A 25791-nucleotide genomic window follows, 5' to 3' on the forward strand; every position below is an offset into this window, starting at 1 on the left:
TGCGGGTCGGCCCGCTCCGCAGGGGTGCCGTGCCGACTCCCTTGTGGGATTGTTCAACAATCGATTACGTTTCGGGACGTGATCGACCTCAACGCAGACCTCGGTGAAGGCTTCGGCCGCTGGACCCTCACCGACGACGACGCCCTGCTCTCCGTCGTGACCAGCGCCAACGTCGCCTGCAGCTTCCACGCGGGCGACCCCGCGGTGATGCGCCGCGTCTGTGACCTCGCCGCCGAACGCGGTGTCCGGATCGGCGCGCAGGTGTCCTACCGCGATCTGGCCGGCTTCGGCCGCCGGGCCATGGACGTACCGGCCGACGAGCTGGCGGCCGAGACGGCCTACCAGATCGGGGCACTGCGGGTCTTCGCCCAGGCCGCCGGGGCCGAGGTGGCCTACGTCAAGCCGCACGGCGCGCTCTACAACCGCACCGTGCACGACGCCGAGCAGGCCGCGGCCGTCGTCGAGGGGGTGAAACTCGCGGGCGGCGCCCTGTCGGTGCTCGGCCTGCCGGGCTCCGAACTGCTGGCCGCGGCCGAGCAGGCGGGCCTCACCGCCGTACCGGAGGCCTTCGCGGACCGCGCTTACACCCCTGCCGGCACGCTCGTGTCGCGGCGCGAGACGAACGCCCTGGTGACCGACGAGGAGACGGTGGTCCGGCGCGCGCTGGCGTTCGCCATGGACGGCGCGGTCGAGGCCGTGGACGGTACGACGGTCGTGGTGACCGCCCGCTCCCTGTGCGTCCACGGCGACACCCCGGGCGCCGCCCGGATCGCGGCGCGGGTGCGCACGGCTCTGGAGGCGGCCGGGATCGAGGTCGGGGCGTTCGCGTGACGGACAGCCGGTCTCTGCAGGTGCGCCTCGCCGGGCGGCACGCGGTGCTCGTCGAGCTGCCGGACGCCGAGCACACCGGAGCCTTCCACGCCGAACTCCTGCGGCGGCGCGCGGCGGGCACCCTGCCGCCCGTCGCGGAAATCGTGCCGGGCGCGCGGACCGTGCTCCTGGACGGCGTCACCGACCCGGAGGAGCTGGCGCGCCACCTCTCCCACTGGGACGTGCCGACCCGGGCCGCCGACGACCGGGGAGTCGTGGAGATCCCCGTACGCTACGACGGACCCGACCTGGCCCAGGTGGCCGCCCTGTGGGGCGTCGCCGTGCACGAGGTCGCCGCCCGGCACTCCTCCTGCGCCTTTCGCGTCGCCTTCTGCGGCTTCGCCCCCGGCTTCGGCTACCTCACCGGTCTGCCGGCGGAACTGCACGTGCCGCGCCGTGACACACCCCGCACCCGGGTCCCGGCCGGTGCGGTCGCGCTCGCCGGCCCCTACAGCGCGGTGTACCCGCGCGCCACCCCCGGCGGCTGGCAGCTGATCGGGACCATGCCGGACCCGACCCCGCTGTGGGACCTCGGCCGGGCGGAACCGGCCCTGCTCACGCCGGGAACGCGCGTCCGGTTCGTGGCGGAGGAAGGCACGCCATGACTGCCAAGCTCACCGTCGTGCGCTCCGGCGCCCTCACCACGGTCCAGGACGGCGGCCGTCGTGGCCATGCCCACCTGGGGGTGCCGCGCTCCGGCGCCCTCGACGCCCCCGCCCTGAGACTGGCCAATCTGCTGCTCGGCAACGCCCCCGGTGCCGCCGTCCTGGAGACCACCCTGACCGGCTGCGCCCTGCGCCCCGACCGCGGCGTGACCGTCGTGGTCGGCGGCGCGCCCTGCCCGGTGACCGTGGACGGCAGGCCGGCGCCCTGGGGCGTGCCCGTACGGCTGCCCGTGGGCGCCCTACTGAACGCGGGCGCGGTGACGGCGGGCGTGCGCTCGTACATCGCCGTCGCCGGCGGCATCGCCGTCGAGCCGGTCCTCGGCAGCCGTTCGACGGACCTGCTCTCCGGGCTCGGCCCGGCGCCGGTGCGCGACGGGGACGTCCTCCCGCTGGGCGCTCCAGCCCGGCAGCCGGTGTCTCCCGACAGCGCTCCCTGGCCGGCGCCGCCGACCGCACTGACCCTGCCGCTGCGGCTCGGCCCCCGCGCCGACTGGTTCACCCCCGGCGCACTGCGCACCCTCACATCTTCGACGTACCGCGTGTCGCAGCACAGCAACCGGATCGGCCTGCGCACCGAAGGGCCGACGCTGGAGCGCGTGTCGACCGGCGAGCTGCCGAGTGAGGGCATGGTCCTCGGCGCCGTGCAGGTGCCCCCGGACGGGCGCCCGGTGGTCTTCCTGCACGATCACCCGACCACGGGCGGCTATCCGGTGATCGGCGTCGCCGCCGAGGCCGCCCTCGCGGCTGCCGCGCAGGCCGCCGCCGGTACGCCGATCCGCTTCACCCTGGGATGACCCGCCCGTGGCGGCTCTCCGCCGCGCCGACCGGCGGGGTGCCGGGCCTTCGGAGGTGGGTGATTCTGTAGGGGTGGGTGGTGTCCCAGCCCGCCGGAGCCCGGCGGACTACGCCGACTCGGGCCGCCGGGCGGTACGCGTGACGCTGGTCGCCGCGGCCGGTTTCTACCTCTTCCGCTACGGCCTCGACCGTCCTGTGGCGGCCACCTACGCCCTGTTCGCCGCCGTGGCCCTGGGCGGACTCGCCAAGATCCCGGGCACCGGCCGGCAGCGGGCCGCGACCGTGCTCCGCCTGCTTCCGGTGTGCTGGCTGCTGGTCGTCGTCGGCACATATCTGTCCATACGGACCTGGTGCGCCGTCGTCGGCATGCTGGCGGTCGGCTTCGGGCTGGCCTTCGCCGCCGTGGGCGGTCCTCGGCCGGCAGGGGCGGCGCCGGGCCTGCAACTCCTCTACATCCTCCCGTCGTTCCCCCCGTACGCCCCCGGCACGCTCGGCGAGCGCCTGATCGGGACCAGCACCGGACTGGTCCTCTTCATCGTCGCCGAAGCCCTGATGTTCCCCGAGCCCAGCCCGCCGACGTACCGGGAACGGGCCGCCCACGCCGTACGGACCGCCGGACACGGCGCGGCCCTCCTCGCCGCACCGCCGTACGCCCTGACCGGTCCCGACGTCCGGGCGGCCGGGGAGGCCAGTCGGAGCCTGCGGTCCCTGACCGTGCCGGAGGCGGAACGCCCGGCCGGGCCAGGCCTGCGCGATCGCGCCCTCGCCCACACCGGCCTCGCCACCCGCACCCTCCTCAGCCGCCTGGCACAACTGCCCGTCCCGCCCGGCGGGCAGCCGGGCCCCGAGGTGACCGCCGTACTGCGGGCCGTCGCCCGGCTGGCCACGGCGACCGTGGACTGCCTGGGGACCGGGCCGTCGCCGGTGGCCCCCTACGGGGACCTGGTCAGGGCACGCGCGCACCTGTCGGCCGTGTCCGCGGGCCCGGCCCCCGGAACCGCTCGCGCGCCGGACTTCCCGCCCGCCGTACTGCGCCGGCACGCCGCAGTGCTGGAGATCGCCGACGCCGCGCTCGCCATGGCCACCGCGGCCGATCTCGCCGTACGCGGAAGGCATGCCGCGGTGCAGATCTCGCGAGGCCGCTTCTGGTACGCCGGCACGCGGGCGCCGATCCTGTGGTGGCACCGGCTCCGCGGCCACGCAGGTCGCCGCTCGGTGTTCTTCCAGAACGCGGTCCGTATCGCCCTGGCGTTGACCGCGGCCCGGCTCGTGGCCGGGGTGGACACGCTGCCCCATGGATTCTGGGCGATGCTGGCGACGCTCACCCTGACCCGGACCACCATGGACGAGACCTGGCACACCATCCGCCTGGCGCTCGCGGGCACCCTGGCCGGAGCTCTCGTCACCGCCGGGGCACTGAGCCTGGCCGGCACCGACACCGCCGTCTACGCCGTCGTACTGCCGGTGTGGATGCTGTTCGCCTTCACGGTGGGGCCGGTCAAGGGCGTCGGCTGGGCACAGGGCCTGTTCACCGTGCTCGTGGCCCTGGTCTTCGCCCAGCTGGCCCCGCCGACCTGGCGGCTGGCGGAGGTCAGGATGCTGGACGTGCTGGTCGGCAGCGCCGTCGGCGCCGTCCTCGGACTGCTGGCCTGGCCGCGCGGTGCCCATGACGAACTGCGCTACGCGTCGGCGGAACTCCTGCGCAGGGCGGCCGAGATCGTGGTGGCGACCGGCGCCTCGGTGGCGGGCGGCGGCGCGGTGGCCGCGCCGTCCGGGGTGTTCGGACACCGGTCGTTGCAGCGCGCGGTCATCCTCGCCGAGTCCGCGTTCGCGCAGTTCCAGAGCGAGCCGACACCGTTCGGCGGCGCGCCGCGCAGGCCCGCTCCGCGCACCGTGGACTGGCAGGCCGCGCTGATGGCCGGACACCACACCCTGTGGGGCTCCGAACGGCTGTTGGCGCCGCCGGTCACCGGCCTCGGCCCCGTGGCGGCCGAGGCCCTCAGCGGGCTGGGGGACCGGGTGGCCGGGCGGATGCTGCTGATCTCGGCGGCCCTGGACCCCGGAGCGGACACTCCGACCGGGCCGATTCCGCTGGTCGATCCGGGGGTTGTCGGACCCGTCGCCGAGCCGCCCGGCGCACCCCGCCGGTACTACGCGACCGTGTCGTGGCTGGACTCGCTGGTGACCGACCTGACCCGGATCACACGCGGCGGCCCGGAGCCAGGGCAGGGGCCGCCCACGCCGTGAAGGTGCCGCCGGGTCCGGCCGCGGCCGAGGGCGGCGCCGTTTGGCCCACGTCACGGCGGGGGACCCGGAGCGACATGTTCCGAACCATCGCCCGTGGCTGTGCCGCCGGGGCCGCCGGCACCACCGCGTTGAACGCCGTGAGCTGCCTGGACATGGCGGTGCGCGGCCGGCCTTCGAGCAGCACCCCCGAGGCCGTGGTGGAGAAGATCACCACCCGGGCGGGACACCCGGTCCCCGACGGGGAGGGACGGGACAACCGGCTCTCCGGTCTGGGGGCGCTGTCGGGCAGCGCCGTGGGAGTCGGCACGGGCGCCCTCGTGTCACTGCTCCACCGCGCCGGGCTACGGCCGCACGCCTGGCTGGGCGCCGTGCTGACCGGAGCCCTGGCGATGACGCCGGCCGACGCGCCCATAGCCGGCCTGGACATCAGCGACCCGCGCACCTGGTCGCCCGCCGACTGGACCTCGGACGCGCTCCCGCACCTCGCCTACGGCCTGGTCACCTACGGGGTCAGCACGGCTGCCTGAGGATGCGCCGCAGCCAGCGGGTACGGGCCTCGCGGGCGTCCTGGCTGAGTGCCGCCCGTGGTGCAAAGGTGTCGAAGCCGTGGCAGGCGCCGGGCCAGACGTGCAGTTCCGCCTGGCCTCCGGCCCGCCAGAGCGCCTGCGCGTAGGCCACGGCCTCGTCCCGCAGGGTCTCCGCCGACCCGACCTCGACATAGGCCGGGGGCAGTGCGGACAGATCGGTCGCGCGGGCGGGCGCCGCGTACGGCGGCAGGTCCGCGGCGCCGTACCGGTCGCCCAGCACCGCCTGCCAGGCGGTCGCGTTGGAGATCCGGTCCCAGGTGTCGATGCCGGCCATCTGACGGCTGGAGCAGGTGTTGCCGCGGTCGTCGAGCATCGGGCAGAGGAGCAGTTGTCCGATCGTGCCGGGCCCGCGCCGGTCACGGGCGAGCAGGGCGAGTACCGCGGCGAGTCCGCCGCCGGCGCTCTTTCCCCCGACGACGACACGGCCGGCGTCGATGCCCAGCTGCGCCGCGCGCGCGGTCGTCCAGACCAGCCCCGCATAACAGTCCTCCACCGCCGCGGGATACCGTGCCGCGGGTGCCAGCCGGTACTCGACGGAGACGACCGCCAGTTCCAGGGTGGCGGCCCACTCGCGAAGGAGCCGCGGCAGCACGGACCACGCATTGCCCGTGACCATTCCGCCGCCGTGCATGTAGTACAGCAGGGGCAGCGGCCCGGTGATCCCGGCGGGCCGTGCGCTGACGAGGGTGACGTCCGGTCCGCCCGGCGGCCCCGGCACCCGCAGCTCCGCCACCTCGAAGCGGCCACCGGCCCGGAGGTCCTCGAGGGTCGGCCTGGGGCGCGCCGCGGCATCCCGCTTCTGCAGGGCCACGAGGTTCTCCCGGGTGACCGGCTCCCTCACATCACGCCCCAAACCCGCGAGTGCGACCGCCAGTTCGGGGTCGAGCGGGGGCGCGTCCCAAGCCGCCGGGACAAGGCCGGGCTCGGAGGGCAGGTCGTCGGCGAGGTGCGTGCGGTCCACTCGTTCACCCGCCGGGCACGGGTCATCGGGGCGGGCCGGATCAGGGCTCATCCGAGTTCCCGTGGCCCGTACAGCGCACTGCCGGCTTCGGTGGCGAGAGCCCAGTAACGGTCGCCGTAGGACCAATGCCACCATTCTGTGGGGTAGTTGACCAGGCCGACGGCACTCAGGGCCGCGCCGAGCACCCGCCGGTTGGCCCGCGCCTCGGGGCCGATCGTGGCGGCGTCCGTGTAACAAGCGCCGTCGCTCTCCTCCGGACTGGCGTTCACCGGTGTCCCCATGTCGAGTTCCCGGCCCTCGGCGTCGACGAGCGTGAGGTCCACCGCGGCGCCGGCGCTGTGCGGCGCGATCTCCGGCGGCGACACATATCGGCTCGCGGCCTCGCGCACCCGCGCCGGCGACCAGTCAGGATGAGCGGCCCGCAGCGTGCCGGCGTACCGCTCGAAGTACTCGCGCTGCAGCGCGGGCGGCCGGTAACCCTCGACGAACAGCAGACGCAGCCCGTCCGGGAGGAGTTGCCGGGCCCTGAGAAGGCGGATCAGGACGCCTTCTCGCAGCTGTGCGAACGCCCCTGACGGTTCGGCCCTGCGCGCGTCCACGGCGAGGGCATCCCGCAGCCGGACGTCGACGAGCGGTTCTCCGCAGTCGGTCACGGGGACGGCCGCGACCCTCGGATCCGACATCAGCACGATCTTGTTCATGCGCCGATCCTCGCCGATCGTCTCCGCAACGGGTGGCTACCTGTGCCGCCTTGGCCAAAAGCCATGGGTCCTGGTAGTCATGGCCTGTGCGATTCGAGAGTGTCCCCATGCCGGCGTCGGTCGAGGCACGGCCCCGTGACGCCCGTGGGTATCCGGTCCCGGCGATCACCCCCTGGGAAGGGGAGGAGCCGCAGTTCGCGCTGACCGACTACGAACGCAGCGCCGCATGCGCGCGGAGTCGTCTGTGCTCGGTGTGCAACCAGGCCATGCCGCAGGGGCCCGTGTGGCGTGTGGTGGGGGCCGCGGAGAGCGCTGCGATCGGGGAGGCGCTGGCCGCCGGACGGCCCTACCGCAATCTCGCGCCGACCCTCGAAGGACCGGGCCACCGTGCCTGCATGCTGTACGCCTCGATGGTGTGCCCCTATCTGGCCCGGCCCAACGCCCGGCGCGGCATGTCGGCGACGGAACCGGACGACATGACCTCGCATGTGGTGCGGGGCGCCGTCCGGGGCACGATGGGTGCGGTGGTGGGCTTCGGCGAGTACGAGTACGCCGTCACCGGGAGCCGGGTGCTCTTCCGGTTCCTGGACGTCGTCGAGTTCCTGCCGCACGACACCGCCGACGCGCACCTGGACGAACTGCGGGCCGAGCTCGCCCGGACCGCGAAGTGACCCACACTCCGCGACCCCGGACGCGCCCGGCCCGTTCACTCGTACGACGTCAGGGGCGGTACGCCGCCAGCCCGACCGTCGAGGTGACCTTGGCCGGACGGCCCGAGCCGTCGGCCGGCAGGGTCACCGTGCCGGACGGGGTGCGCACCGCGAGGGTCTTGCCGTCGGGGGACCAGGCCGGCTCGGTGTAGTCGGTCGTGGCGTGCGGGGTGAGGTCCTTGATGTGGTTGCCGTGCATGAAGTCCTCCACGAGCACGTGGTCGTGGCCGGCGACCGAGCGCACGAAGACGACCTCCTCCTCGTTCGGGGACAGCGCCGGCTGGGAGCCCTGGGTGAGCTTGCCGCCCTGCTGGCGCAGGTAGTCGTCACGGATGTAGACGGCACCGGTGTGGTCGTTGGCGTAGACCGAACTGCCGTAGTGGCCGGCCGCGTTCGGCCAGAGGTTGCCGGTCTGCGGCAACGCACCGCCCGGACCCGCCTCGCCGTTCAGGGACAGCGTCTTGGGCGTGCCGTGGACGGCCTTGGCGGAGATGTACTTCAGCCGGGACACACCGTCGGCGCGCGCCGCGAAGATGAGGTTGTCCTTGGCGGGGATGCCGTTCTGGGTGTCCTTCGCGGTCACCTGCCAGGTCGGGTGGGACCAGTTCTGGTTGCCGGGATTCCTCGCGACGACCACGCGCCCGCTGCCGTCCGGGTTGGCGATGTCCAGGTTGCCGGAGCCGTCCACGAAGGCGGCCTTCTTGCCGTCCGGAGACCAGGCGAGGTCCCGGACGGGCACCCCGAAGTTCACCTTGTGGCCGCCGATCAGCACGTAGTTGGTGCCGTTGCTGACGGTCAGGGTGCCGTGCGAGGCGGTGGTCGCGGCCGACGCGGCGCCGGAAACGCCGAGCAGCGCGGTGCCGGTGACGGCTGCGGCCACGGCGATGGCGGCCGCCATGGTGCGGGTGCGTGAGGTCATGAGTCGATTCCCCCAGGAACATGGACTGGTCAGGTCGTGCGGTGAAGCCGAGCTTGGCAGGGCCTGATCTTGGAACTGTCAGTTCGGTGTCACAGGGGCGTAACACAGCCCGGTGACGGGCGGGAAGCGCGCAGGGGCTAAGGTCCATCCGACCGTTCGGAACAACGTGTGTGAATCTCCTTCTGACCAGAGGATGTTGATGAGACGAAGATCCCTCACCGGTACGGCCGCGGTCTTCATGTCCGCCGCGGGCCTGACCGCGGCACTGCTGGGCGCCGCCCCGGCCGGCGCCGCCACCGGACAGCCGGTGATCACCCTCGACGCGCCGGAACCGGTGGCGCTGCCGGCCGCGCCCGCCACCGCTGACGTGTCCTTCGATTTCCAGACCAAGGCCAAGAACCTGCAGGCGTACGATGCCACGCTGACCGTGGACGCCCGGGGCCTGTCGAAGATCGCCAAGGTGACGTTCTCGGACAACTGCACGGCCAAGGGCCTGGTCGCCACGTGCTCGGAGATGTTCCAGTCCGATTCCTCTCCCACCACCCACATGGGTGCCGAGACGAGCCTGACGCTGACCCCGCTGAAGGGTGCCGCGCTCGGTGCCGTGGGCACGTACAAGGTCAGCGGCCACTCCGCGCACGCACAGATCGTGGGCGGCACCGGCAGAGTCGAGGTGGGAGGCCCCTCCTTCGGCCTCGACAAGCTCACCGACCACACCGGCCTGAAGGTCGGCAGCACCGTCAGCGAACCGGTCCGGTTCACCAATGTGGGCAACCGTCCCGCCAAGGGCGTCCAGGCGGTCCTGGCCGCCTCACCGGGCCTCGACTTCGCCGACCACTACGCCAACTGCAAGTACGGGTACAACGGCACGATCCACTTCGCGGAGTGCTACCCCAAGGGCGCGATCAACCTCGGAGAGACGGCCGCCCTGGCCGCTCCGGTGCGCCTGCGGGTGAACTCGGCCGCGTTGTACACGTACCTCGACACGATGACCGTGCCGCTGGGCCAGCCGGGATGGCCGGACGGGCAGGGCATCAGGTGGACCTGGGGCAAGGGGTCCACGCTCAAGCTGAAGGTGATCAAGGCGGGCCGAAAGTCCTCGGTCCCGGCCGGGTCCGTCTCCCTGCCGCAGACGGGTGACGTCACCGACTACCGGATCACCTCCCTCCAGGCGCACAACACGGCCGACTTCGGAGTCTCCGGCGCGAGCGCGCAGGCCGGGCAGGGCAAGAACGCGACCCTCGCCTTCCACCTGTCCGCGGGCGGTCCGGCCACGCTGTACGACCGCAGCGGCGGTGAGGGAGTGCCCACCGTCTGGGTGACGTTCCCGCCCGGTACCACCGCCGTCGGCCACTCGGCCAACTGTGCTCCCTGGCAGGACCACAACCCGACGGCACAGGCCCACGGCCCGTACGTCTGCCGCCCGCCGGGCATCGTCCTGCCCAAGGGACAGGTCACCGACTTCAGCCTGACCCTCCGGGTCGACGAGGTGACCACGCATGCCAAGGGCGGCGTCCAGCTGGTCTGGGGCCCGGATCCCGCCAACTCCCACCGGCCGGCATTCGACCCTGACAGCCGGAACGACTCCGCGACGCTCACACTGAACTGAGCCGCGAACCGTGCGCCGATGCCGAGCACCTCCCGCTCGGCATCGGCGCGCACACGCTCAGGACATGGACGCCAGCAAGTCCAGCTCACTCCCGATCGCATCCCGCAGCGCGTCGTGCTGCGGACCGAGCCCGAACCGAGCGTCCCGCCACCGGTCCGGCGGATACAGCCATACGGGCTTGCCCACCACCTCGGGCGACTCCCACTCGAACCGGGGCCAGACGTGGGCGTGCAGGAACGGGTCGGTGTTGCCGAGGATCTCCAGGTTCACCCGGCGGAAGCCGGGATCCAGCCGTCGGCAGGCCCGTTCCACCGCCTCTCCGAGCCGGTCCATGTCGGACAGGAACGCCAGCCGTTTGCCCCGGAGCAGGTCCGACAGCCGCTGCACACCCGGGTCGTCCACCAGCAGGACCGAGTAGCCCGGCAGGAACTGCACGTCGCCGATCACCGCGAACCCGGCCCGAAGCCGTCGTAGCACCGTCGGGTTCTCACCCCGCAGAGCAGCCCCGATCCGGTCCGTGCGCCAGTCGTCACTCATGTTCCCAACCTATGGCCTGCCCGGACAAGCAGGGGTGTGACCTGCACAATTGCTTCAGAGTGCCGACAGCTCGACGGCCCGGTCGACGTCCTGCGGCCGCGGCACGCGCAGGATGCCTTCGAGCAGGTAGTAGTCGGCGTAGGGGAGAGAGACCTCGATTCCGTCCTCGACCGGCCGGTTGCGGGTGCAGCGGGCGACTATCGCCTCCGCGCGGGTGGAGTTCCGCGTCAGGCAGGTCTCCGACAGCGCGGTCAGGATTCGCAGGGCGACCTGCCGGTAATCGCGCCGGCCGACGCGTCCTTGATGTCGTAAGGCGCTTGCGGCGCACGGTAGTCCCACACCGGTATGTGATCCGGACTCAGCGCTCCCACCGCGAAGTCGGCGAGACGGCCCGCCGTGGAGAGAAGCCACTGTTGTCCATGGACGGTGTTCGGGCCGATCGGGGCGCCGGTGTCCGGGTCGAAGTCGAAAACATGTGGCGTTGAGCCGTCCGAGCGGGGAAAGACCCGTTGCGCCGTATTCGCGTGCTCTACAGCGATATAGAGGCACTTGTCATCATCTGCCTGTCCCGCGTTGTTCGGGTCGTTCAGCGCTCCCCAAGCCCGGATGAAGCGGCCGCGCGGGTTGTAGCGCTGGATGAGCGACTCGGCCGCCTCGATCGCGCCCGCGCGCCAACTGTGGTCGCCGGTCAGCCCGGGCGCGACGGCGTGCAGCTTCTCCACCGTGTGGTCAGCTGCCGCGCGGAGCGTTCGCGCGGCGGATGCCGGGCTCTGGTCCCCGGACGCCTCCGCGGCGTCGGCGGGGGAGACGGCGGTTGCCGTGGCTCCGGCTGCCACGGCGAGCACGGTGCGCCGGTGAGGCCTGCCTGTGGCGCACAACTCGGGCGCCGGTACGGTGCGGAGCGACCCGCTCATCCGGCCGACGTGTCCGGCGATCCCGGGGACGGCCGGGCGGGCCGGACCGATTCCCACTCGGAAGGTGACCGCCGATGTCCCAGTCCGCCATGACCACCCCCACCGCCGGCGCGCCGAGTACCCCGGTCCTCGCCGAGGTCGTACGCTCCGGATTCGTCGAAGGGCGGCACCGGGGCAGCGTGGTGCTCCTCGCCGCGGACGGCTCGGTGGAGTGGGCGATCGGCGATGTGACGTCCCCCGTCTTCCCGCGTTCCGCCAACAAGCCGATGCAGGCGGCGGGCGTGCTGCGGGCCGGCCTCGGCCTCCAGGGAGAACGGCTGGCCCTGGCTACCGCGAGCCACTCCGGCGAGCCGTTCCACCGCGACCTGGTGCGAGCGATGCTCGACGAGCACGGGCTGACCCCGGAGCACCTTCAGTGCCCGCCCGCCCTCCCGCTGGACCAGCAGGAACAGGAGGCCTATCTGGCGGCCGGCGGCCGGCGCGACCGCGTGGCCATGAACTGCTCCGGCAAACACACGGCGATGCTGGCCGCCGCCGCGCTGCGCGACTGGCCGCTGGAGTCCTACCTCGACCCGGACCATCCGCTGCAACGCGTCATCCGTACGGTCGTGGAGGAGGCGGCCGGTGAACCGGTGGCCGCCGTCGGTGTGGACGGCTGCGGGGCGCCGCTGATGGCGATCGGCCTGACCGGCCTCGCCCGCGCCTTCCGCTCCTTCGTCCTCGCCGCACCCGGCACCCCCGAGCGGCGGGTCGCCGACGCCATGCGCGCCCACCCCGAGTACGTCGCCGGCACCCATCGCCACGACACCTGGCTCATGAAGGAGATACCGGGCGTCCTGTCGAAGGTGGGCGCGGAAGCCGTACAGGCCCTCGCCCTGCCCGACGGCCGCGCCCTGGCCCTCAAGATCGAGGACGGTGGAGTGCGAGCCCTCGGGCCCGTCCTGGCCCGCGCGCTGCGCCTGATGGGCGTCACGGCACCCGTCGTGGACCGCGTCGGTCGTACGCCGGTGCTGGGTCGGGGTCGGGAGGTGGGGGAGGTGCGAGCCGTGTTCTGACACGTGTCACTGAGGGCATGTCAGCCGCGCTGGACAGCAGGGGCGCTGGTGCGGCCTCGCGGCTGCGGACGGCTGTTGTCTTCCGTTCCTTGAGCGTTCGACTGGCGATTCCTGTGCGGACGGTGTGCTCTCCCTAGGGTCCATGAGGCTTTCGAAAGAAGGGGCTCATGGACTCATTGCTCGCGATCCGGGCTCGCGGGATCACCAAGTGCTTCGGTGATGTCGTCGCACTCGACGGCATCGACCTCGATGTGGCGCGGGGACAGATCCACGGGCTGGTCGGCCCGAACGGCGCCGGCAAGACGACGCTCCTCGGGCTCCTGCTCGGGCTGGCCGTGGCCGACAGCGGCCGTCTGGAGATCCTCGGTACGCCGGTGGGCAGGACGTTCGCCGCTCCCGACGGTGTCGCCGGGTTCGTGGACGGCCCTGGCCTCTATCCGTCGCTCACCGCCAGGCAGAACCTCGCCGCGCTCGCGGCTCTGCGCGGACAGGACCCCCGCACGGCCGGCATCGACGACGTCATTGCCCAAGTCGGACTCACCGACGTCGCCGACGACCGGATCCGGGGCTTCTCCCTGGGCATGCGGCAACGGCTCGGGCTCGCCGCCGCCTTGCTCACCAAGCCCCGGCTGCTCGTGCTCGACGAGCCGTCCAACGGCCTCGACCCGGCCGGAAAGAAGCACGTCCACGGCGTCCTCGCCGGGCTCGCGGCGGAGGGAACCAGCGTCGTGCTGTCGAGCCACCGCATGGACGACCTGGAGGCACTGTGCTCCGAGGTCACCATCCTCGCCACCGGACGCGTCGCGTTCTCCGGCCCGGTGCGCAAGCTGGCCGCCGAGAACCGTGAACTCGACTACCGGCTGATCGCCTCCGATCCGCGGACCGCCCGCCGGCTCGCTGCCGACACGCCCGGGATCCACCTCGTCGACGACGGACGCCCCGGCAGCGACGAGGTGCTCGTCGTACGCGCCCTGGTGCCGGCCCTCGACGAACTCGTGGTGCGGCTCGTCCGCTCGGGCACCGCCTTGCGGGAGCTCGCCCCCGTGGTGTCCCCGCTGGAGGCCGCCTTCCTGGCCCTGACCGAGCATCAGGAGGCCGCCAGGGAAGGGACGGGGCCCGACGCCGAACAGCGACAGGAAGCCGGCGCCCAGCCGCAGGACACCCACGCCCAGCAGCAGGAGGCCGGCCGATGACCGCCACCGTGACCGCTCCCGCCCCCGACCGGTCCACCGGTGCCGGCCGTGTCTCGGTGGCCCGCGGCTACCGCTTCGAACTGGTCAAGCTCGTCTCGCAATGGCGGATCCGCCTGTTGGTGCTCGCCTGCTGGATCGCCCCGGCGCTCTTCGTCGCGGCGGTGAGCCAGCAGAGCACACTCCCCTCCGACACCCTCTTCGGCCGCTGGATGCTCGCCACGGGCTGGGCCGGACCGCTGGTGATGCTCGGTTTCGCGGGCACCTGGGCGCTGCCGCTGCTGACCTCGGTGGTCGCCGGTGACGTGTTCGCATCCGAGGACCGGCTCGGCACCTGGCGCCACCTGCTCGTGGCGGTCCGCTCGCCCCGGCGGATCTTCGCGGCCAAGGCGCTGGCCAGCCTCACCGTCATCCTGTTGCTGGTGGCCGGGCTGGCCTGCTCCAGCGCGGCCGGCGGTCTGGTGACCGTCGGCAACCGGCCGCTGGTCGGTCTCGACGGCCACCAGTTGACGCCGTCGGACGCCGCGGGCAAGGTCGCCCTCGCCTGGGTGTGCGTACTCGCCCCGACCCTGGCCCTCGCCGCGATCGGACTCCTCGGGTCCGTCGCGCTGGGGCGGTCCCCGATGGGGCTGCTGCTGCCCGCGGTCGTCGCGCTCGCGATGCAGGTCGCGCAGATGCTGCCGCTCCCGGTCGCCGTACGCCTCGCCCTGCCCGGCTACGCCTTCATCTCCTGGAACGGGCTGTTCACCAGCCCGGCACAGCTCGGCCCGCTCCTGATCGGCATCGGGGTCAGCCTGGTGTGGGCCCTGCTGGCGACAACGTTGGCGTATCTGCTGTTCCTGCGGCGCGACTTCACGAATCCCACCGCCGACGGCTCGGGGCGCCGCGCGGTCACCGTCGGTCTCCTGCCGCTCGTCGCACTGGCCGGCGCGACCGTCGCCCTCGTCGCCTCGGCGACCTGGGCCACGGGCTCCGGGATCTCGCAGGACAAGGTGCAGCGCTCCCTCGCCACGGAGTTCGCCCACCTCTATCGCATGCAGACCGAGCAGCTCAACCGCCCGCACGTCACCGAAGCGCAGCTGAAGGCCGCGGCGACGTGTGACAAGGGCAGCGTCAGGGTCGCCGCAGAGGGACCCGGCAACGACTGGCGCTGTGTCGTGTCCTGGCATCTGCCTGGCGTCGAGGCCACCGGGACGGCCGTCTACCAACTCGACGCCACCTCAGACGGGCGGTTCGTCGCCGACGGCGACGGACCGAAGGAAGTGAACGGCTACTTCCTGGTGCGGACCCCGACCGGCGACGCACCGAACCCCCTTTGGCAGTTCGACGGCAACGTCGAACTTCTCAGCACCTCGAAAGGATGACTCTCCATGCAGGTAACACGCCATCGCAGGCCTGTGGAGACGGAGTTTCGCGGTAGACGAATCGGGCGCCGGAGCGCCCTCACGGCAGGCGCCACAGCGGTCGTCCTCGCCGTCACCGCAGGCGTCGGTTACGCCCAGACCCACCAGTTCGGCACCGACCAGGTCGGCCAGACGACCGATCGAGGCCAGGTCGTCTCCAGCGACCAGTACCTCGCCCCGTACGGCGACCGCCTCGTCATCAACAACGGCAAGATCATGTCGTCCTCGCCCAGCCCGGACGGCACCCACATAGCGGCCGCGGTCACCGACGGTGGCAGCGCGCTGGCCATCGTCGACGTGAAGAACTGGAAGGTGCAGCAGGTCGTCGGCACCGCCGCCACGTCGACCCCGCGTCTCGGCAGCAACTCCGTGGGTCAGGAAGGCCCCACGTACTCGCCCGACGGCAAGCAGCTGTGGCTGGGCCAGACCGACGGCTACACCAAGTTCACGGTCAACCCGGACGGCACCGTCGACAACCCGACCGGCATCAAGATCCCGGCGGACGGATCCAAGCACGCCCTGGTCGGCCAGGCGGTGTTCTCCGCCGACGGCTCCACCGTGTACTCCGCGGTCAACGGCCAGAACCGGGTGGTCGCCATCGACGCGGCGACCGGCGCCATCAAGCAGAGCTGGAACGTGGGCAACGCCCCGCGTGACATGGTCCAGGTCGGCAACAAGCTCTACGTCGGCAACGAGGGCGGCCGTCCGGCCAGGGCCGGCGACACCACCATGAACTCGTACGGCACCCAGGTGCCGGCCAACCCGAGGACCGGAGCCACCACCACCGGCACCGTCAGCGTCATCGACCTGGCGAACCCGGCCGCGGACCCGTCGAGCATCGACGTCGGTCTGCACCCGACCGCCCTGTACGCCAAGGGCAAGGCGCTGTTCGTCACCAACACGGCCAGCAACAACGTGTCGGTCATCGACACCGACAAGAACAAGGTCGTCCAGACCATCGACACCCAGCCGTGGCCGGAGGCGTCGGTGGGCTACGAGCCCAACGCGGTGACGCTCACCGACGACGGCCGGCTGCTGGTGACCCTCGGCCGCGCCAACGCGGTCGCCGTCTACCGGTACAAGAGCCCGCTGGAGCCGGTGAGTTACGTCGGTCTGCTCCCGACGGACTACTTCCCCGCGGAGATCACGACCGTCGGCAACCAGGTGCTGGTCTCCAACACCCGTGGTATCGACGCCCGTCGCCCGAACAACCCCGCCGGGCACGGCACCCACGACACGACGTCCAGCGTGCAGCGGTTCACTCTGCCGGACGACAGCGTCATCAGGTCCGAGACGGCCAAGGTCTTCCGGCAGAACGGCTGGACCCCCGGCTCGGTCTCGATGGCCAGGGGCGGGAGCAAGGCGCGTCCGGTGCCGGTCCCGCAGCGGCTCGGCGACCCCTCGACGATCAAGCACGTCTTCATGATCGTCAAGGAGAACCGGACCTACGACCAGGTCTTCGGCGACATGCCGCAGGGCAACGGCGACCCGTCGGTGACGCAGTTCGGCGAGAACGTGACGCCGAACCAGCACGCGCTGGCCAAGCAGTTCGGCCTGTACGACAACACGTACGACGTCGGTACGAACTCCGCCGAAGGCCACAACTGGCTGATGCAGGCGGACGACCCGGAGTACACCGAGTCCTCGGCCGGCGAGTACCAGCGCAGCTACGACACCGAGAACGACGCGCTCGGCCACCAGAAGTCCGGCTTCATCTGGACCGGTGCGCAGGCGGCCGGGAAGACCGTGCGGGACTTCGGCGAGTTCCAGTCGATCGAGAACAAGCCGTCCGGCGCGACCTGGCAGAACCTGTACTGCGACGCCAAGAACATGGACGCGACCGGCCGGCCCACCGCGTACCCCATCCAGACCGGTTCGGCGATCCCCTCGCTCAACTCCGTCTCGGTGCCCGGCTTCCCGATGTTCGACCTCGACGTCCCGGACGTCTACAAGTACCAGATCTGGAAGCAGGACTTCGAGAAGAACGGTCCGGCCAACCTGAACATGTTCTGGCTCTCCAACGACCACACCGGTGGTCCGGCGAGCCCGGCGGCCGCGGTGGCGGACAACGACCTCGCGGTCGGCAAGATGGTCGACGAGATCTCCCACAGCAAGTACTGGAAGGACTCGGCGATCTTCGTCGTCGAGGACGACTCCCAGGCCGGTCTCGACCACGTCGACGGCCACCGTGCCCCGATCCAGATCATCAGCCCCTGGGCCCAGCACGGCACCGTCGACAACCACTACTACTCGCAGATCACGATGGTCCGCACCATCGAGCAGATCCTCGGGATCCACCCGATGAACCAGAAGGACAGTGCGGCCAGCCCGATGCGCGGGGCGTTCACCCAGCGCCCGGACTACACGCCGTTCAAGGCGCTGCCCAACCGGACCTCGCTGACCGACGGCCTGAAGACCCCGCCTTCCTGCGGCGTCGACACCCCGGCGGCGCAGGACCCGAAGGCGGCGGCCGTCCCGGCGGCCAAGGTCCCGGCGGACATGCAGCAGCTCGCCGCCGAGTGGAACAGCTGGAAGTCGAAGCAGCACCTGACCGGCTCCCACGCGACGGCCGACTTCGCCAACCCGGCCCAGATGAACCACTTCACGTGGTACCAGACGCACAACTGGAGTACGCCGTATCCCGGTGAGAAGAAGATCTACGCACCGAACGACGTGCCGGGTGCCTACATCCCGTCGTCGGAGTCCGACGGCTGATACAGGCTGACCCGTCGAGGACCCCTGGCCGGCCACACGCCTGCCGGGGGTCCTCGGCGTTCCGGCGCGTTCGGTGCCAGGGCGGGCCGTCAGTTCGTTCCCGTGGCGTCGGCCGGCGATCCCGGTTCGTGAGGTGCGGAGATCCCATTCGGGCATAGCCTGGCAATGGGCAGGACTCGTACCTCTCAGAAGGCACTCCGTCATGAACACCATCGACGAAACGACTGTCGGCGGCCTGCGCGAGGCACTGCGGGGACCCCTGATCACACCGCAGGACCCCGGCTACGACGCGGCCCGCAGCATCTACAACGCCATGATCGACCGGCGGCCGGCCGCCTTCGCCCAGTGCGTTGACGTGGCGGACGTGCAGGCGGTGATCTCCTTCGCCCGGGACACCGGAGTCGAGCTCGCCGTACGCGGCGGCGGCCACAGCGGCCCCGGTCTGTGCCTGGTCGACGACGGACTCGTCCTCGACCTGACGCCGATGCGCTGGGTCAGGGTGGACCCGGAGACGGACACCGCTCAGGTGGGCGGAGGCACCCTGCTCGGTGACCTGGACCATGCGACACACGCCGTCGGGCGCGCCGTGCCGGCCGGGATCGTGTCGACCACCGGCGTCAGCGGTCTCACCCTGGGCGGCGGCCACGGTTATCTCACCCGCAGGTACGGCCTGACGATCGACAGCCTGTCGTCCGCCGATGTCGTCCTCGCCGACGGTAGCTATGTCACCGCGTCGGCGGACAGCCACCCGGACCTGTTCTGGGCGCTGCGCGGTGGCGGCGGCAACTTCGGCGTGGTGACGTCGTTCACCTTCGGGCTGCACCCGGCGTCCACGGTCGGGGCCGGAGTGACGGTGTGGCCCGTCGACCGCACGCCCGAAGTGCTGCGCTGGTACCGGGAGTTCCTGCCTGCCGCGCCCGACGAGCTCTACGGGTTCTTCGCCCTCCTCGTCGTGCCGCCCGGGCCGCCCTTCCCCGAGCCGATCCACGGGCAGAAGATGTGCGCTGTGATCTGGTGCTATACGGGAGACCTCTCCGACGAGCGCCTGGCGGAGATGTTCGCCGTGGTGAACGAGCCGGCGCCGCCGGCCTTCCACTTCGCCACCCCGATGCCCTACCCCGCCTTGCAGACCATGTTCGACGGGCTGCTTCCCGAGGGACTGCAGTGGTACTGGCGCGGCGACTTCTTCCAGACCATCTCCGACGCCGCGATCGACGTCCACCACAAATACGGCCAGAACATTCCGACCGGTCTGTCGACCGCGCACCTGTACCCGGTGGACGGCACAGCGCACCAGCCCGACGCGGACGGCACGGCCTGGGCCTACCGGGACGCCGTCTGGTCCGGCATCGTCGCCGGCATCGACCCGGACCCCGCCAACGCCGAGGTGATCCGGCAGTGGTGCGTCGACTACTGGACCGATCTGCACCCGCACTCCATGGGCGGCTCCTACGTCAACTTCATCGGCCCCGGGGAGAGCCAGGAGCGCGTCCGCACCACCTACCGCGGCCACTACGACCGCCTGGCCGCGGTCAAGCGCGCCTACGACCCGGACAACCTGTTCCGCGCCAACCAGAACATCCCACCGGCGCCGGAGTGACCGGCGCGCACACCGTGAGCCGCGTCAGCGGCCGCCGTCGTGCTCGCTGATCCAGCGGGCGGCGAGCAGGCCGGAGCCGGCGGTGAGCGCGGCGGCGGCGACGACGGTGGCGTTCAGACCGAGAGTGTCGGCGAGGACGCCCGCGACGAGGGCGCCCACGGCGTAGCCGATGTCGCGCCAGAAGCGGTAGGTGCCCAGCGCGCCCGTCCGCCAGGCGGGGTGCGCGTGGTCGGAGACGGAGGCGATCAGGGAGGGGTAGACCATGGCGGTGCCGAGTCCGAGCGCGACGGCGGAGAGGACGCCCGCGAGGAGCGGGGTGTCCAACAGGACGAGGGCGAGGACGAATCCGACGGCCTGGGTCAGCATGCCCGCGACGATGAGCGGTTTGCGGCCGACCCGGTCGGAGAGGTGGCCGGTGGGGATCTGGCCGAGGCCCCAGAGGATGGGGTACAGGCCCTTGACGAGCCCGACGGCGGCGAGACCGAGACCGTGGTCGGTGAAGAGCAGGGGGAAGACGCCCCAGGTCAGGCCGTCGTTGAGGTTGTTGACCAGGCCGGCCTGGCTGGCGCCGCGCAGGGACCGGTGGTGCCAGGAGGTCCGGGCGAAGGTGGCGGCCAGGGCGGTGCTCTCGCCGGAGGCCAGGGGCTTGGTGTGCCGGGAGAGTTCGAGGGCGACGTGCGCGGCGGTGTCCCGCACGATCAGGGCGAGGCCGAGCCCCGCGGCGACGAAGACCACACCGATGAGTTCCGGGACCGGGCGCAGGCCGTACGCCGTGGCGAGATAGCCGGTGACCAGGGCGGTGGTGCCGACGGCGGTGTAACCGGCCGCCTCGTTCAGGCCGGTGGCCAGTCCTCGCCGGGCGGGTCCGACCAGATCGATCTTCATGTTGACCGTCATCGACCAGGTCAGGCCCTGGTTGAGGCCGAGCAGTACGTTCGCGGCGACGATCCAGCCCCAGGACGGCGCCCAGGCGAGGGCGAACGGCACGGGGATGCCGATGAGCCAGCCGGTCACCAGGAGCTGCTTGCGGCGGAAGCGGGCGGTCAGCGCGCCCGCGGCGAGGTTGGTGAGGGCCTTCGTCAGGCCGAAGGCGATGATGAAGGAGAAGACGGCCAGGTCATTGGTCAGGCCGAAGGTGCGGGCGCCGATGAGCGGTACGGTCGTGCGTTCCAGCCCGACGAGGCCGCCGACGCAGACGTTCACGATGACGAGCAGCGTGAACTGCAGCCAATTCTCGCGAAGTCCCAGCCGAACAGGCCCGGCCGCGGACTCGGTGGTCGCGCTCACCGGGCAGCGCCCCCGGTGAGCCGGTGGCCGTGGGCGGCGGCGTAGTCGCCAACGCTGCCGTTCAGCACGGTCAGGTCGGTGTGCCCGGCGCGCTCCAGGACGCTGGCGGCGGTCATGGCGCGCTCCCCGTGCCCGCAGGCCACCACCGCACCCCCGGGGACCTCGGCGGTGTGGGCGGCGAGGGCACCGAGTTCGAGGTGGACGGCGCCGGGGACGTGTCCGGCCGCGTACTCGGCCGTCTGCCGGACGTCGAGGTACGGGGCGGCCGGCGCCTGGTCGGGGGTGACGAACGCGGTGGCCGAGGTGGGGAGGCCGGCCTCCTGCCAGGCGGTCATGCCTCCCGGGAGACGGCCGGCGAGCCGCTCGTAACCGATCTTGTACGCCTGCCAGACGAGCTCCGGCAGATCCTGGCCCTCCCCGGTGACGCAGGCGATGGGGTCCTCGCCGGGCAGCAGCCAGCCCAGCCAGGTGGCGAACTGGGCGCGCAGCGGGATGGAGATCGACCCCGGTATGTGTGCGGCGGCGTACTCGGCGGCGGGACGGACGTCGACCACGTGGCCGCCGCCGGCGAGCAGCGTGCGCACCTGCTCGGGGTCCAGGGCGGGCAGCGTCGGTGCGGCGGTCAGGACGGCGGGGCCGCGCCGGTTGAGCTCGGCGAGCCGTTCGAAGTAGGCGGGGTAGCTGCCGAGGCCCGCGAGCAGCCGGGACACGAAGGCGTCCTCGTCGGGTGCGGCGAGCAGCGGGTTGGCCCGCTTCTCCGTGCCGATGGTGGTGGTGCGCTCGGCGCCGGGCGGGGCCGAGCAGAACGAGCCGGCGCCGTGGGTGGGCCATACCGCGGTCTCGTCGGGCAGCAGGGTCAGCCGACACAGCGAGCGGTACTGCGCACGGGCCAGTTCCTCGGTGCGCTCCGCGCCGAGCAGGTCGGTGCGCGCGGCGGAGTTCACGATCAGCGAGCCGCCGGTGAACACCCCGAGCGGCCGGCCGCCGTCCAGCAGCAGGAAGGACAGGTGCTCGTCGGTGTGCCCGGGGGTCGCCAGGGCCAGCAGCGTCAGCCCGCCCAGGTCGACCTCGTCGCCGTCCGCGAGGGCCTGGTGGGGGAAGGCGCGGCGGCCGGCGGCGGAGGCCAGCACGGTGGCGCCGTGGTCGTGGCCGAGCTGGACGGCACCGGAGAGGAAGTCGGCGTGCAGATGGGTGTCGGCCGCGAAGGCGACGCGCAGCCCGCGCCGGTCGGCGGCGGCGTGCAGGGCGCGCAGATCACGGCTCGCGTCGACGGCCAGGGCACGGCCCTCGCCCAGGTCGACGAGGTAGGCGCTGTTGCCCAGTCCTTCGTCCACCAGCGGAATCAGATGGTCCTCCGCGAAGCCCATGGCCGTGCCTCCAACATCCGGTACTCGTGCCGCCCCCGTATCCTCTACAATATTCCATGGATTTATGGAGGAAGCGCATGGCGGAGACCACGGCAACCGGCTCGAAGGCGGAGCTGTACGACGCGTTCGCGGCCAGCGGCAAGGCGCTGGCCAGCGGAAAACGCCTGGAACTGCTCGATCTGCTGGCCCAGGGCGAGCGGACGGTCGACGCCCTCGCGAAGGCGGCCGGGCTGAACCTGACGACCGCGTCGGCGCATCTCCAGACGCTCAAGCAGGCCGGATTCGTCGCCACCCGCCGGGACGGCGTGCGCATCCACTACCGGCTCGCCGGCGACGACGTGGCCCGGCTGTTCGCGCTGCTGCGCAAGGTCGCCGAGAGCCACCAGGCCGCCGTGCCCGCCGCCCGCGACGCCTACCTCGGCGACGACGGCGCCGTGGAGGTCAGCCGCGAGGAACTCCAGGCCCGCGTCGCGGCAGGGAGCGTGACGGTGCTCGATGTGCGGCCGGTGGAGGAGTACCGGGCCGGGCACATCCCCGGCGCGATCTCCATCCCGGTCCACGAACTGGCCGACCGCATCCACGAGTTGCCCGAGGACACCGAGATCGTCGTCTACTGCCGGGGCGAGTACTGCGTCCTCGCCTACGACGCGGTCCGTCTCCTGACCGACCGCGGGCGACGCGCCATCCGCCTCAACGACGGCATGCTCGAATGGCGGCTGGCCGAGCTGCCCGTGGCCGCGGCGGAGCTGATGTGAGCGGGGCACCGCCGTCGCATCCTGGCCGTCCCGCCCCCCATCGCCGCCACCGCGAGCCGCCGATGAACCCGTCTACCCCTCGGCCGGGCCGATCCGTCGGCCCGTGAGGGTCACGGGCCGGATGGACACCCACATCTCCCGGTGACCACCCGCCCACGGCGTGCTGTGGGCCTGCCGGGTGAGCCGCCGTACGGTGTCCGGGTCCGTCACGACGCTCGCCGGGCCGACGACGAGGACGCTCCAGCCCCGGCTCAGGGCCTCGTCCAGGTGATCGACCTCGAAGGCGACCTCCCGTTCCGCGGCCGCCGCGGCCACGGAATCAGGCACGGTCCGGAAGACGATGGCGTCGTCGACCACGTCGTAGTTGACCGGGACGACTGCCGGGCGGCCGTCGGACGTCGACACCGAGACGCGTCCCACACCGTGTGTGGAGAGCAGCGTGCGGCATTCCTCCGGGGCGAGGTCGCGCAGCTCGGGATGGAGCAGTGCGTGGCCCTGGCCGGGTGGGAGATCGATGCCTCCGCCGCGCAGGGTGGCGACCGTGGTGCCCAGTGCGTCGGCCAGTCTGACGAGCGTCGCCAGGGTCGGGTCGGCGGGCCGTTCCTCGAGGTAGGCCAGATAGTCGGGCGACATCCGGGCGCGGCCGGCGGTCTCCTCGCGGCTGAGGCCCTGCCTCCTGCGTTCTACGGCCACGCGTCGGCCGATGTCGCCGGGGTCGGCCGCCCAGCGCGGTGAGGCGGCGGGGGACACGGTGGCCACGTCACCCGGGTCCTGTCGTGGCTCGTGGGTGCCCACGGTCCGCTCGTGGTGCAGAGGACGGACGTGTGCGTCGGGTCCGGGGAACACAAGGGTCACTTCGTCGGTGTCCGACCAGCGCACGTCGTAGGGCGGTGTTCCGTCCTCATGGTGGAGTCCGACGATCTCGCCGTCGCGCTTGCCGGCACCGGTCGCCGGACTCTCCACGATGAGCTGGTCGCCGAGGTGAGCTCGCATGATCGCTGCCCTCTCCGCAGAGTCGTGCTGTTTCCAACCTGCCACGCGGGACACATCACCGCACCGGGGCACGAGCGGGAGATCGACGGGGAGGCGCTGCCGCGTACTCACACGGGCCGTGCAGAGGGTTGGCGGCGGACACTCCGCCCGGGCGCCTGCGCTCCCCGCATGTCCCGTTCGGCGGTGCTCAGCAGCTGATGGGCGAGGTCGATCATGGCCCGGCCTGCCGCCAGTTCGTCGCCGATCTCCGGCACGTTCGCGTCCGCGGGATGGCAGCGCGCGCATCCCTGGGCGGAGAGCGCGGAGGTGCCGGTGTCCAGCACGACATCTGCCTTCGTCGTTCCGTCGTCGTCCTCGAAGAGATGGAGGCGGACGTTCCACTGCGCCGTGTGCGACATGATGTTCCTCCTCGCCCTCGTCCCGGTCCGACGACCGTCACATCGCCCGGCCTCCGGCGAGCCGCTGGTCGGTTCCCCCTCCACCCCACCATCGAACGGCGAAGGCCTTCGGGCACAGGGCCGAACGTCCCCGAGAGGTCCGACGTCCGGCCCCGTACGTCGCAGGACCGCTCGGGTTCACGGCTGCCGCCCGCCTGAGACGATGGACGGGCGACGTTCCCCGGAGGTGACGGGTATGCCGCCTCGGTTCCGGCTCACGCTGCTGGGCGTGGGCGCCATGGCGTCCCCGCGTTTCGCCCCGGCCGGCCTGCTGGTCGCCTACGGCCGCCGGCGCGTCGCGTTCGACGGCGGGCCCGGCGCACAGCCGCCGGAAGGCCCGCTGGACGCCTGGCTCGTGACCGACGAGCACGCCGAACTGCGCTCGGCCCTGCGGCGTCTCGCCGCCGAGCGCGGGCTGGTGCCGCGCATGACGGACCTGGACCTCGGCGAGCTGCGCATCCGCGCGCTGCCGGTCGCCCACACCTCCCATCCCACCTGCGGTTACCGCATCGAGGGAGAGCCGGGGGCGGTGGTGTGGGCGCCGGAGTTCTGGACCTTCCCGGCCTGGGCGGCGGACGCGGACCTGATGTTCGCGGAAGCCTCGTGCTGGGACCGCCCCATCCGCTTCCGCGGCGGAGTGGGCGGGCACGCACCCGTGCGGGACGTCGGCCCGGAAGCGGCCCGGAACCGGGTCGGACGGCTGGTCTACGCGCACATCGGCCGCCCCTGCCTCCGGGCGATGGACGCCGGTCTGATCCCCGAGTACGGGGAGTGGGGCCGAGAGGGCCGTACGTACGTCCTCCGGTCCGCCCCGCACCCCGGCGCCGACCGTGGGGCCAACGGCCCGCGGAGGGGCCGTACGGCCCCATGACAGGCGCCGTCTGCCCGGCGAGCGTGAAAGCGCGTGGGGCGCGACACTGGTGCCGTCCGAGGGGAACACTGCGACCGGACGCCCGGCGCGAGGAGGCAACCGTGAACGAGCGACTCGTGGTGCGGAGTCTGATGGATGCCGCCCCGTACGCGATCGGTGAGGACGAGAGCGTGCTGATGGCGTGGGAGGTCATGGAGAGGTCCGAGCAGTGTCAGCTCCCGGTGGTCCGTGGGGACGGCTGCTGCGCCGGAGTCCTGGATCGCGCCGAACTCGCCGTGGCCTGCGCCGCCGCGGCGGTGACGCTGTCCCGCCGCAAGGTGCGCGAGCTCGTGCACGCCCGCCGGACCGTCACGGTCCACCCCGAGGAATCGGCTCTGCGCGCCGCAGCCGTGATGACCGAGGAACACCTCGACGCCCTGCCGGTCACGGATCCGCGCGGACGGCTGGTCGGTCTGCTCACGGCCCGGGACTACGTGGCCGCCGCCGCGGGCCTGCACACCCGCGCCGAGGCTGTCAGCCGGAGTCCCGCACGGGCGACCCTCGACGGCTTGCCGCCGCACCGCGCACCACAGGAACGCGGAATCCCCATCCCGTAGTGGATCA

At 72.2% G+C, this 25791-nt stretch carries 24 protein-coding genes; 15 read left to right on the forward strand and 9 right to left on the reverse strand.

Going from position 1 to position 25791, the window contains the following annotated elements; translation table 11 throughout:
- Nucleotides 1–78: 78 nt before the first annotated feature.
- The 5 genes from ACFYOH_RS25870 to ACFYOH_RS25890 all read left to right on the forward strand — a co-directional run bounded on the left by ACFYOH_RS25870 (nt 79) and on the right by ACFYOH_RS25890 (nt 5104).
- The gene (locus ACFYOH_RS25870) at nt 79–831 is read left to right on the forward strand and encodes a LamB/YcsF family protein (RefSeq protein WP_388629764.1); all 753 of its coding nucleotides are present in this window, start codon (nt 79–81) and stop codon (nt 829–831) included.
- A complete protein-coding gene (locus ACFYOH_RS25875) occupies nt 828–1475 on the forward strand; it encodes an allophanate hydrolase subunit 1 (RefSeq protein WP_388629767.1) in 648 nt (215 codons plus the stop codon). The genes ACFYOH_RS25870 and ACFYOH_RS25875 overlap by 4 nt, the downstream gene beginning before the upstream one ends.
- A complete protein-coding gene (locus ACFYOH_RS25880; protein WP_388629769.1) occupies nt 1472–2329 on the forward strand; it encodes a biotin-dependent carboxyltransferase family protein in 858 nt (285 codons plus the stop codon). Before ACFYOH_RS25875 ends, ACFYOH_RS25880 begins: the two co-directional genes overlap by 4 nt.
- 73 nt (nt 2330–2402) lie before the next feature.
- Nucleotides 2403–4577, forward strand: a complete 2175-nt coding sequence (locus ACFYOH_RS25885; RefSeq protein WP_388629772.1) for an FUSC family protein — start codon at nt 2403–2405, stop codon at nt 4575–4577.
- A gap of 74 nt (nt 4578–4651) precedes the next feature.
- Nucleotides 4652–5104, forward strand: coding sequence for a hypothetical protein (locus tag ACFYOH_RS25890; RefSeq protein ID WP_388629774.1), 453 nt, complete (start codon nt 4652–4654; stop codon nt 5102–5104).
- On the opposite strand, the gene ACFYOH_RS25895 is transcribed toward ACFYOH_RS25890, so the two are convergent.
- Nucleotides 5088–6125, reverse strand: a complete 1038-nt coding sequence (locus tag ACFYOH_RS25895) for an alpha/beta hydrolase (protein WP_388629777.1) — start codon at nt 6123–6125, stop codon at nt 5088–5090. The two genes, ACFYOH_RS25890 and ACFYOH_RS25895, sit on opposite strands and share 17 nt — an antisense overlap.
- A gap of 47 nt (nt 6126–6172) precedes the next feature.
- Nucleotides 6173–6826: a M15 family metallopeptidase gene (locus tag ACFYOH_RS25900; protein WP_388629779.1), complete on the reverse strand. Its 654-nt coding sequence runs from the start codon at nt 6824–6826 to the stop codon at nt 6173–6175.
- A gap of 107 nt (nt 6827–6933) precedes the next feature.
- On the opposite strand from ACFYOH_RS25900, the gene ACFYOH_RS25905 reads away from it, so the two are divergent.
- Nucleotides 6934–7497 (forward strand): hypothetical protein, encoded by a 564-nt coding sequence (locus ACFYOH_RS25905; protein ID WP_388629782.1) that lies wholly within the window; start codon nt 6934–6936, stop codon nt 7495–7497.
- A 49-nt stretch (nt 7498–7546) separates the two neighbouring features.
- On the opposite strand, the gene ACFYOH_RS25910 is transcribed toward ACFYOH_RS25905, so the two are convergent.
- Nucleotides 7547–8455, reverse strand: coding sequence for a hypothetical protein (locus ACFYOH_RS25910; RefSeq protein WP_388629785.1), 909 nt, complete (start codon nt 8453–8455; stop codon nt 7547–7549).
- Between the two features lie 199 nt (nt 8456–8654).
- Between ACFYOH_RS25910 and ACFYOH_RS25915 the strand changes: the two genes are divergently transcribed.
- Entirely contained in the window at nt 8655–10064 is a 1410-nt protein-coding gene (locus ACFYOH_RS25915) for a hypothetical protein (protein WP_388629788.1), read from the forward strand.
- Between the two features lie 57 nt (nt 10065–10121).
- Here the strand turns inward: ACFYOH_RS25915 and ACFYOH_RS25920 are convergent, their stop codons facing one another.
- Nucleotides 10122–10601, reverse strand: a complete 480-nt coding sequence (locus ACFYOH_RS25920; RefSeq protein ID WP_388629790.1) for a diadenosine tetraphosphate hydrolase — start codon at nt 10599–10601, stop codon at nt 10122–10124.
- 251 nt (nt 10602–10852) lie between these two features.
- Nucleotides 10853–11437: a hypothetical protein gene (locus tag ACFYOH_RS25925; RefSeq protein WP_388629793.1), complete on the reverse strand. Its 585-nt coding sequence runs from the start codon at nt 11435–11437 to the stop codon at nt 10853–10855.
- A gap of 152 nt (nt 11438–11589) precedes the next feature.
- Between ACFYOH_RS25925 and ACFYOH_RS25930 the strand changes: the two genes are divergently transcribed.
- From ACFYOH_RS25930 to ACFYOH_RS25950, 5 genes are all read left to right on the forward strand, one after another.
- On the forward strand, nt 11590–12570 hold the full coding sequence (locus tag ACFYOH_RS25930) for an asparaginase (RefSeq protein WP_388629795.1): 981 nt from the start codon (nt 11590–11592) through the stop codon (nt 12568–12570).
- A gap of 167 nt (nt 12571–12737) precedes the next feature.
- Nucleotides 12738–13763: an ABC transporter ATP-binding protein gene (locus tag ACFYOH_RS25935; protein ID WP_388629797.1), complete on the forward strand. Its 1026-nt coding sequence runs from the start codon at nt 12738–12740 to the stop codon at nt 13761–13763.
- The gene (locus ACFYOH_RS25940; RefSeq protein ID WP_388629800.1) at nt 13760–15124 is read left to right on the forward strand and encodes an ABC transporter permease; all 1365 of its coding nucleotides are present in this window, start codon (nt 13760–13762) and stop codon (nt 15122–15124) included. Before ACFYOH_RS25935 ends, ACFYOH_RS25940 begins: the two co-directional genes overlap by 4 nt.
- 6 nt (nt 15125–15130) lie before the next feature.
- A complete protein-coding gene (locus ACFYOH_RS25945; protein WP_388629802.1) occupies nt 15131–17878 on the forward strand; it encodes an alkaline phosphatase family protein in 2748 nt (915 codons plus the stop codon).
- Between the two features lie 202 nt (nt 17879–18080).
- On the forward strand, nt 18081–19478 hold the full coding sequence (locus ACFYOH_RS25950; RefSeq protein WP_388629805.1) for an FAD-binding oxidoreductase: 1398 nt from the start codon (nt 18081–18083) through the stop codon (nt 19476–19478).
- Between the two features lie 24 nt (nt 19479–19502).
- Here ACFYOH_RS25950 and ACFYOH_RS25955 read toward each other — a convergent pair whose 3' ends face one another.
- Nucleotides 19503–20765, reverse strand: coding sequence for an MFS transporter (locus ACFYOH_RS25955; RefSeq protein WP_388629808.1), 1263 nt, complete (start codon nt 20763–20765; stop codon nt 19503–19505).
- A complete protein-coding gene (locus ACFYOH_RS25960) occupies nt 20762–22132 on the reverse strand; it encodes a rhodanese-like domain-containing protein (RefSeq protein WP_388629810.1) in 1371 nt (456 codons plus the stop codon). The genes ACFYOH_RS25955 and ACFYOH_RS25960 overlap by 4 nt, the downstream gene beginning before the upstream one ends.
- A gap of 77 nt (nt 22133–22209) precedes the next feature.
- Here ACFYOH_RS25960 and ACFYOH_RS25965 point away from each other — a divergent pair, with 77 nt between their 5' ends.
- Complete coding sequence (locus ACFYOH_RS25965; protein WP_388629812.1) at nt 22210–22887, forward strand: ArsR/SmtB family transcription factor; 678 nt, start codon at nt 22210–22212, stop codon at nt 22885–22887.
- Between the two features lie 72 nt (nt 22888–22959).
- Here ACFYOH_RS25965 and ACFYOH_RS25970 read toward each other — a convergent pair whose 3' ends face one another.
- Together ACFYOH_RS25970 and ACFYOH_RS25975 are read right to left on the reverse strand one after the other, a co-directional pair.
- Nucleotides 22960–23880 (reverse strand): DUF1918 domain-containing protein, encoded by a 921-nt coding sequence (locus ACFYOH_RS25970; protein ID WP_388629814.1) that lies wholly within the window; start codon nt 23878–23880, stop codon nt 22960–22962.
- Between the two features lie 107 nt (nt 23881–23987).
- Nucleotides 23988–24278, reverse strand: coding sequence for a DUF1876 domain-containing protein (locus ACFYOH_RS25975; RefSeq protein WP_388629817.1), 291 nt, complete (start codon nt 24276–24278; stop codon nt 23988–23990).
- 235 nt (nt 24279–24513) lie between these two features.
- On the opposite strand from ACFYOH_RS25975, the gene ACFYOH_RS25980 reads away from it, so the two are divergent.
- Both ACFYOH_RS25980 and ACFYOH_RS25985 read left to right on the forward strand, forming a co-directional pair.
- Nucleotides 24514–25188: a hypothetical protein gene (locus ACFYOH_RS25980; protein ID WP_388629820.1), complete on the forward strand. Its 675-nt coding sequence runs from the start codon at nt 24514–24516 to the stop codon at nt 25186–25188.
- A 101-nt stretch (nt 25189–25289) separates the two neighbouring features.
- The gene (locus ACFYOH_RS25985; RefSeq protein ID WP_388629822.1) at nt 25290–25784 is read left to right on the forward strand and encodes an HPP family protein; all 495 of its coding nucleotides are present in this window, start codon (nt 25290–25292) and stop codon (nt 25782–25784) included.
- Nucleotides 25785–25791 lie beyond the last annotated feature (7 nt).

The organism is Streptomyces sp. NPDC007856 (assembly GCF_042868225.1).
Classification (GTDB): Bacteria; Actinomycetota; Actinomycetes; order Streptomycetales; family Streptomycetaceae; genus Streptomyces.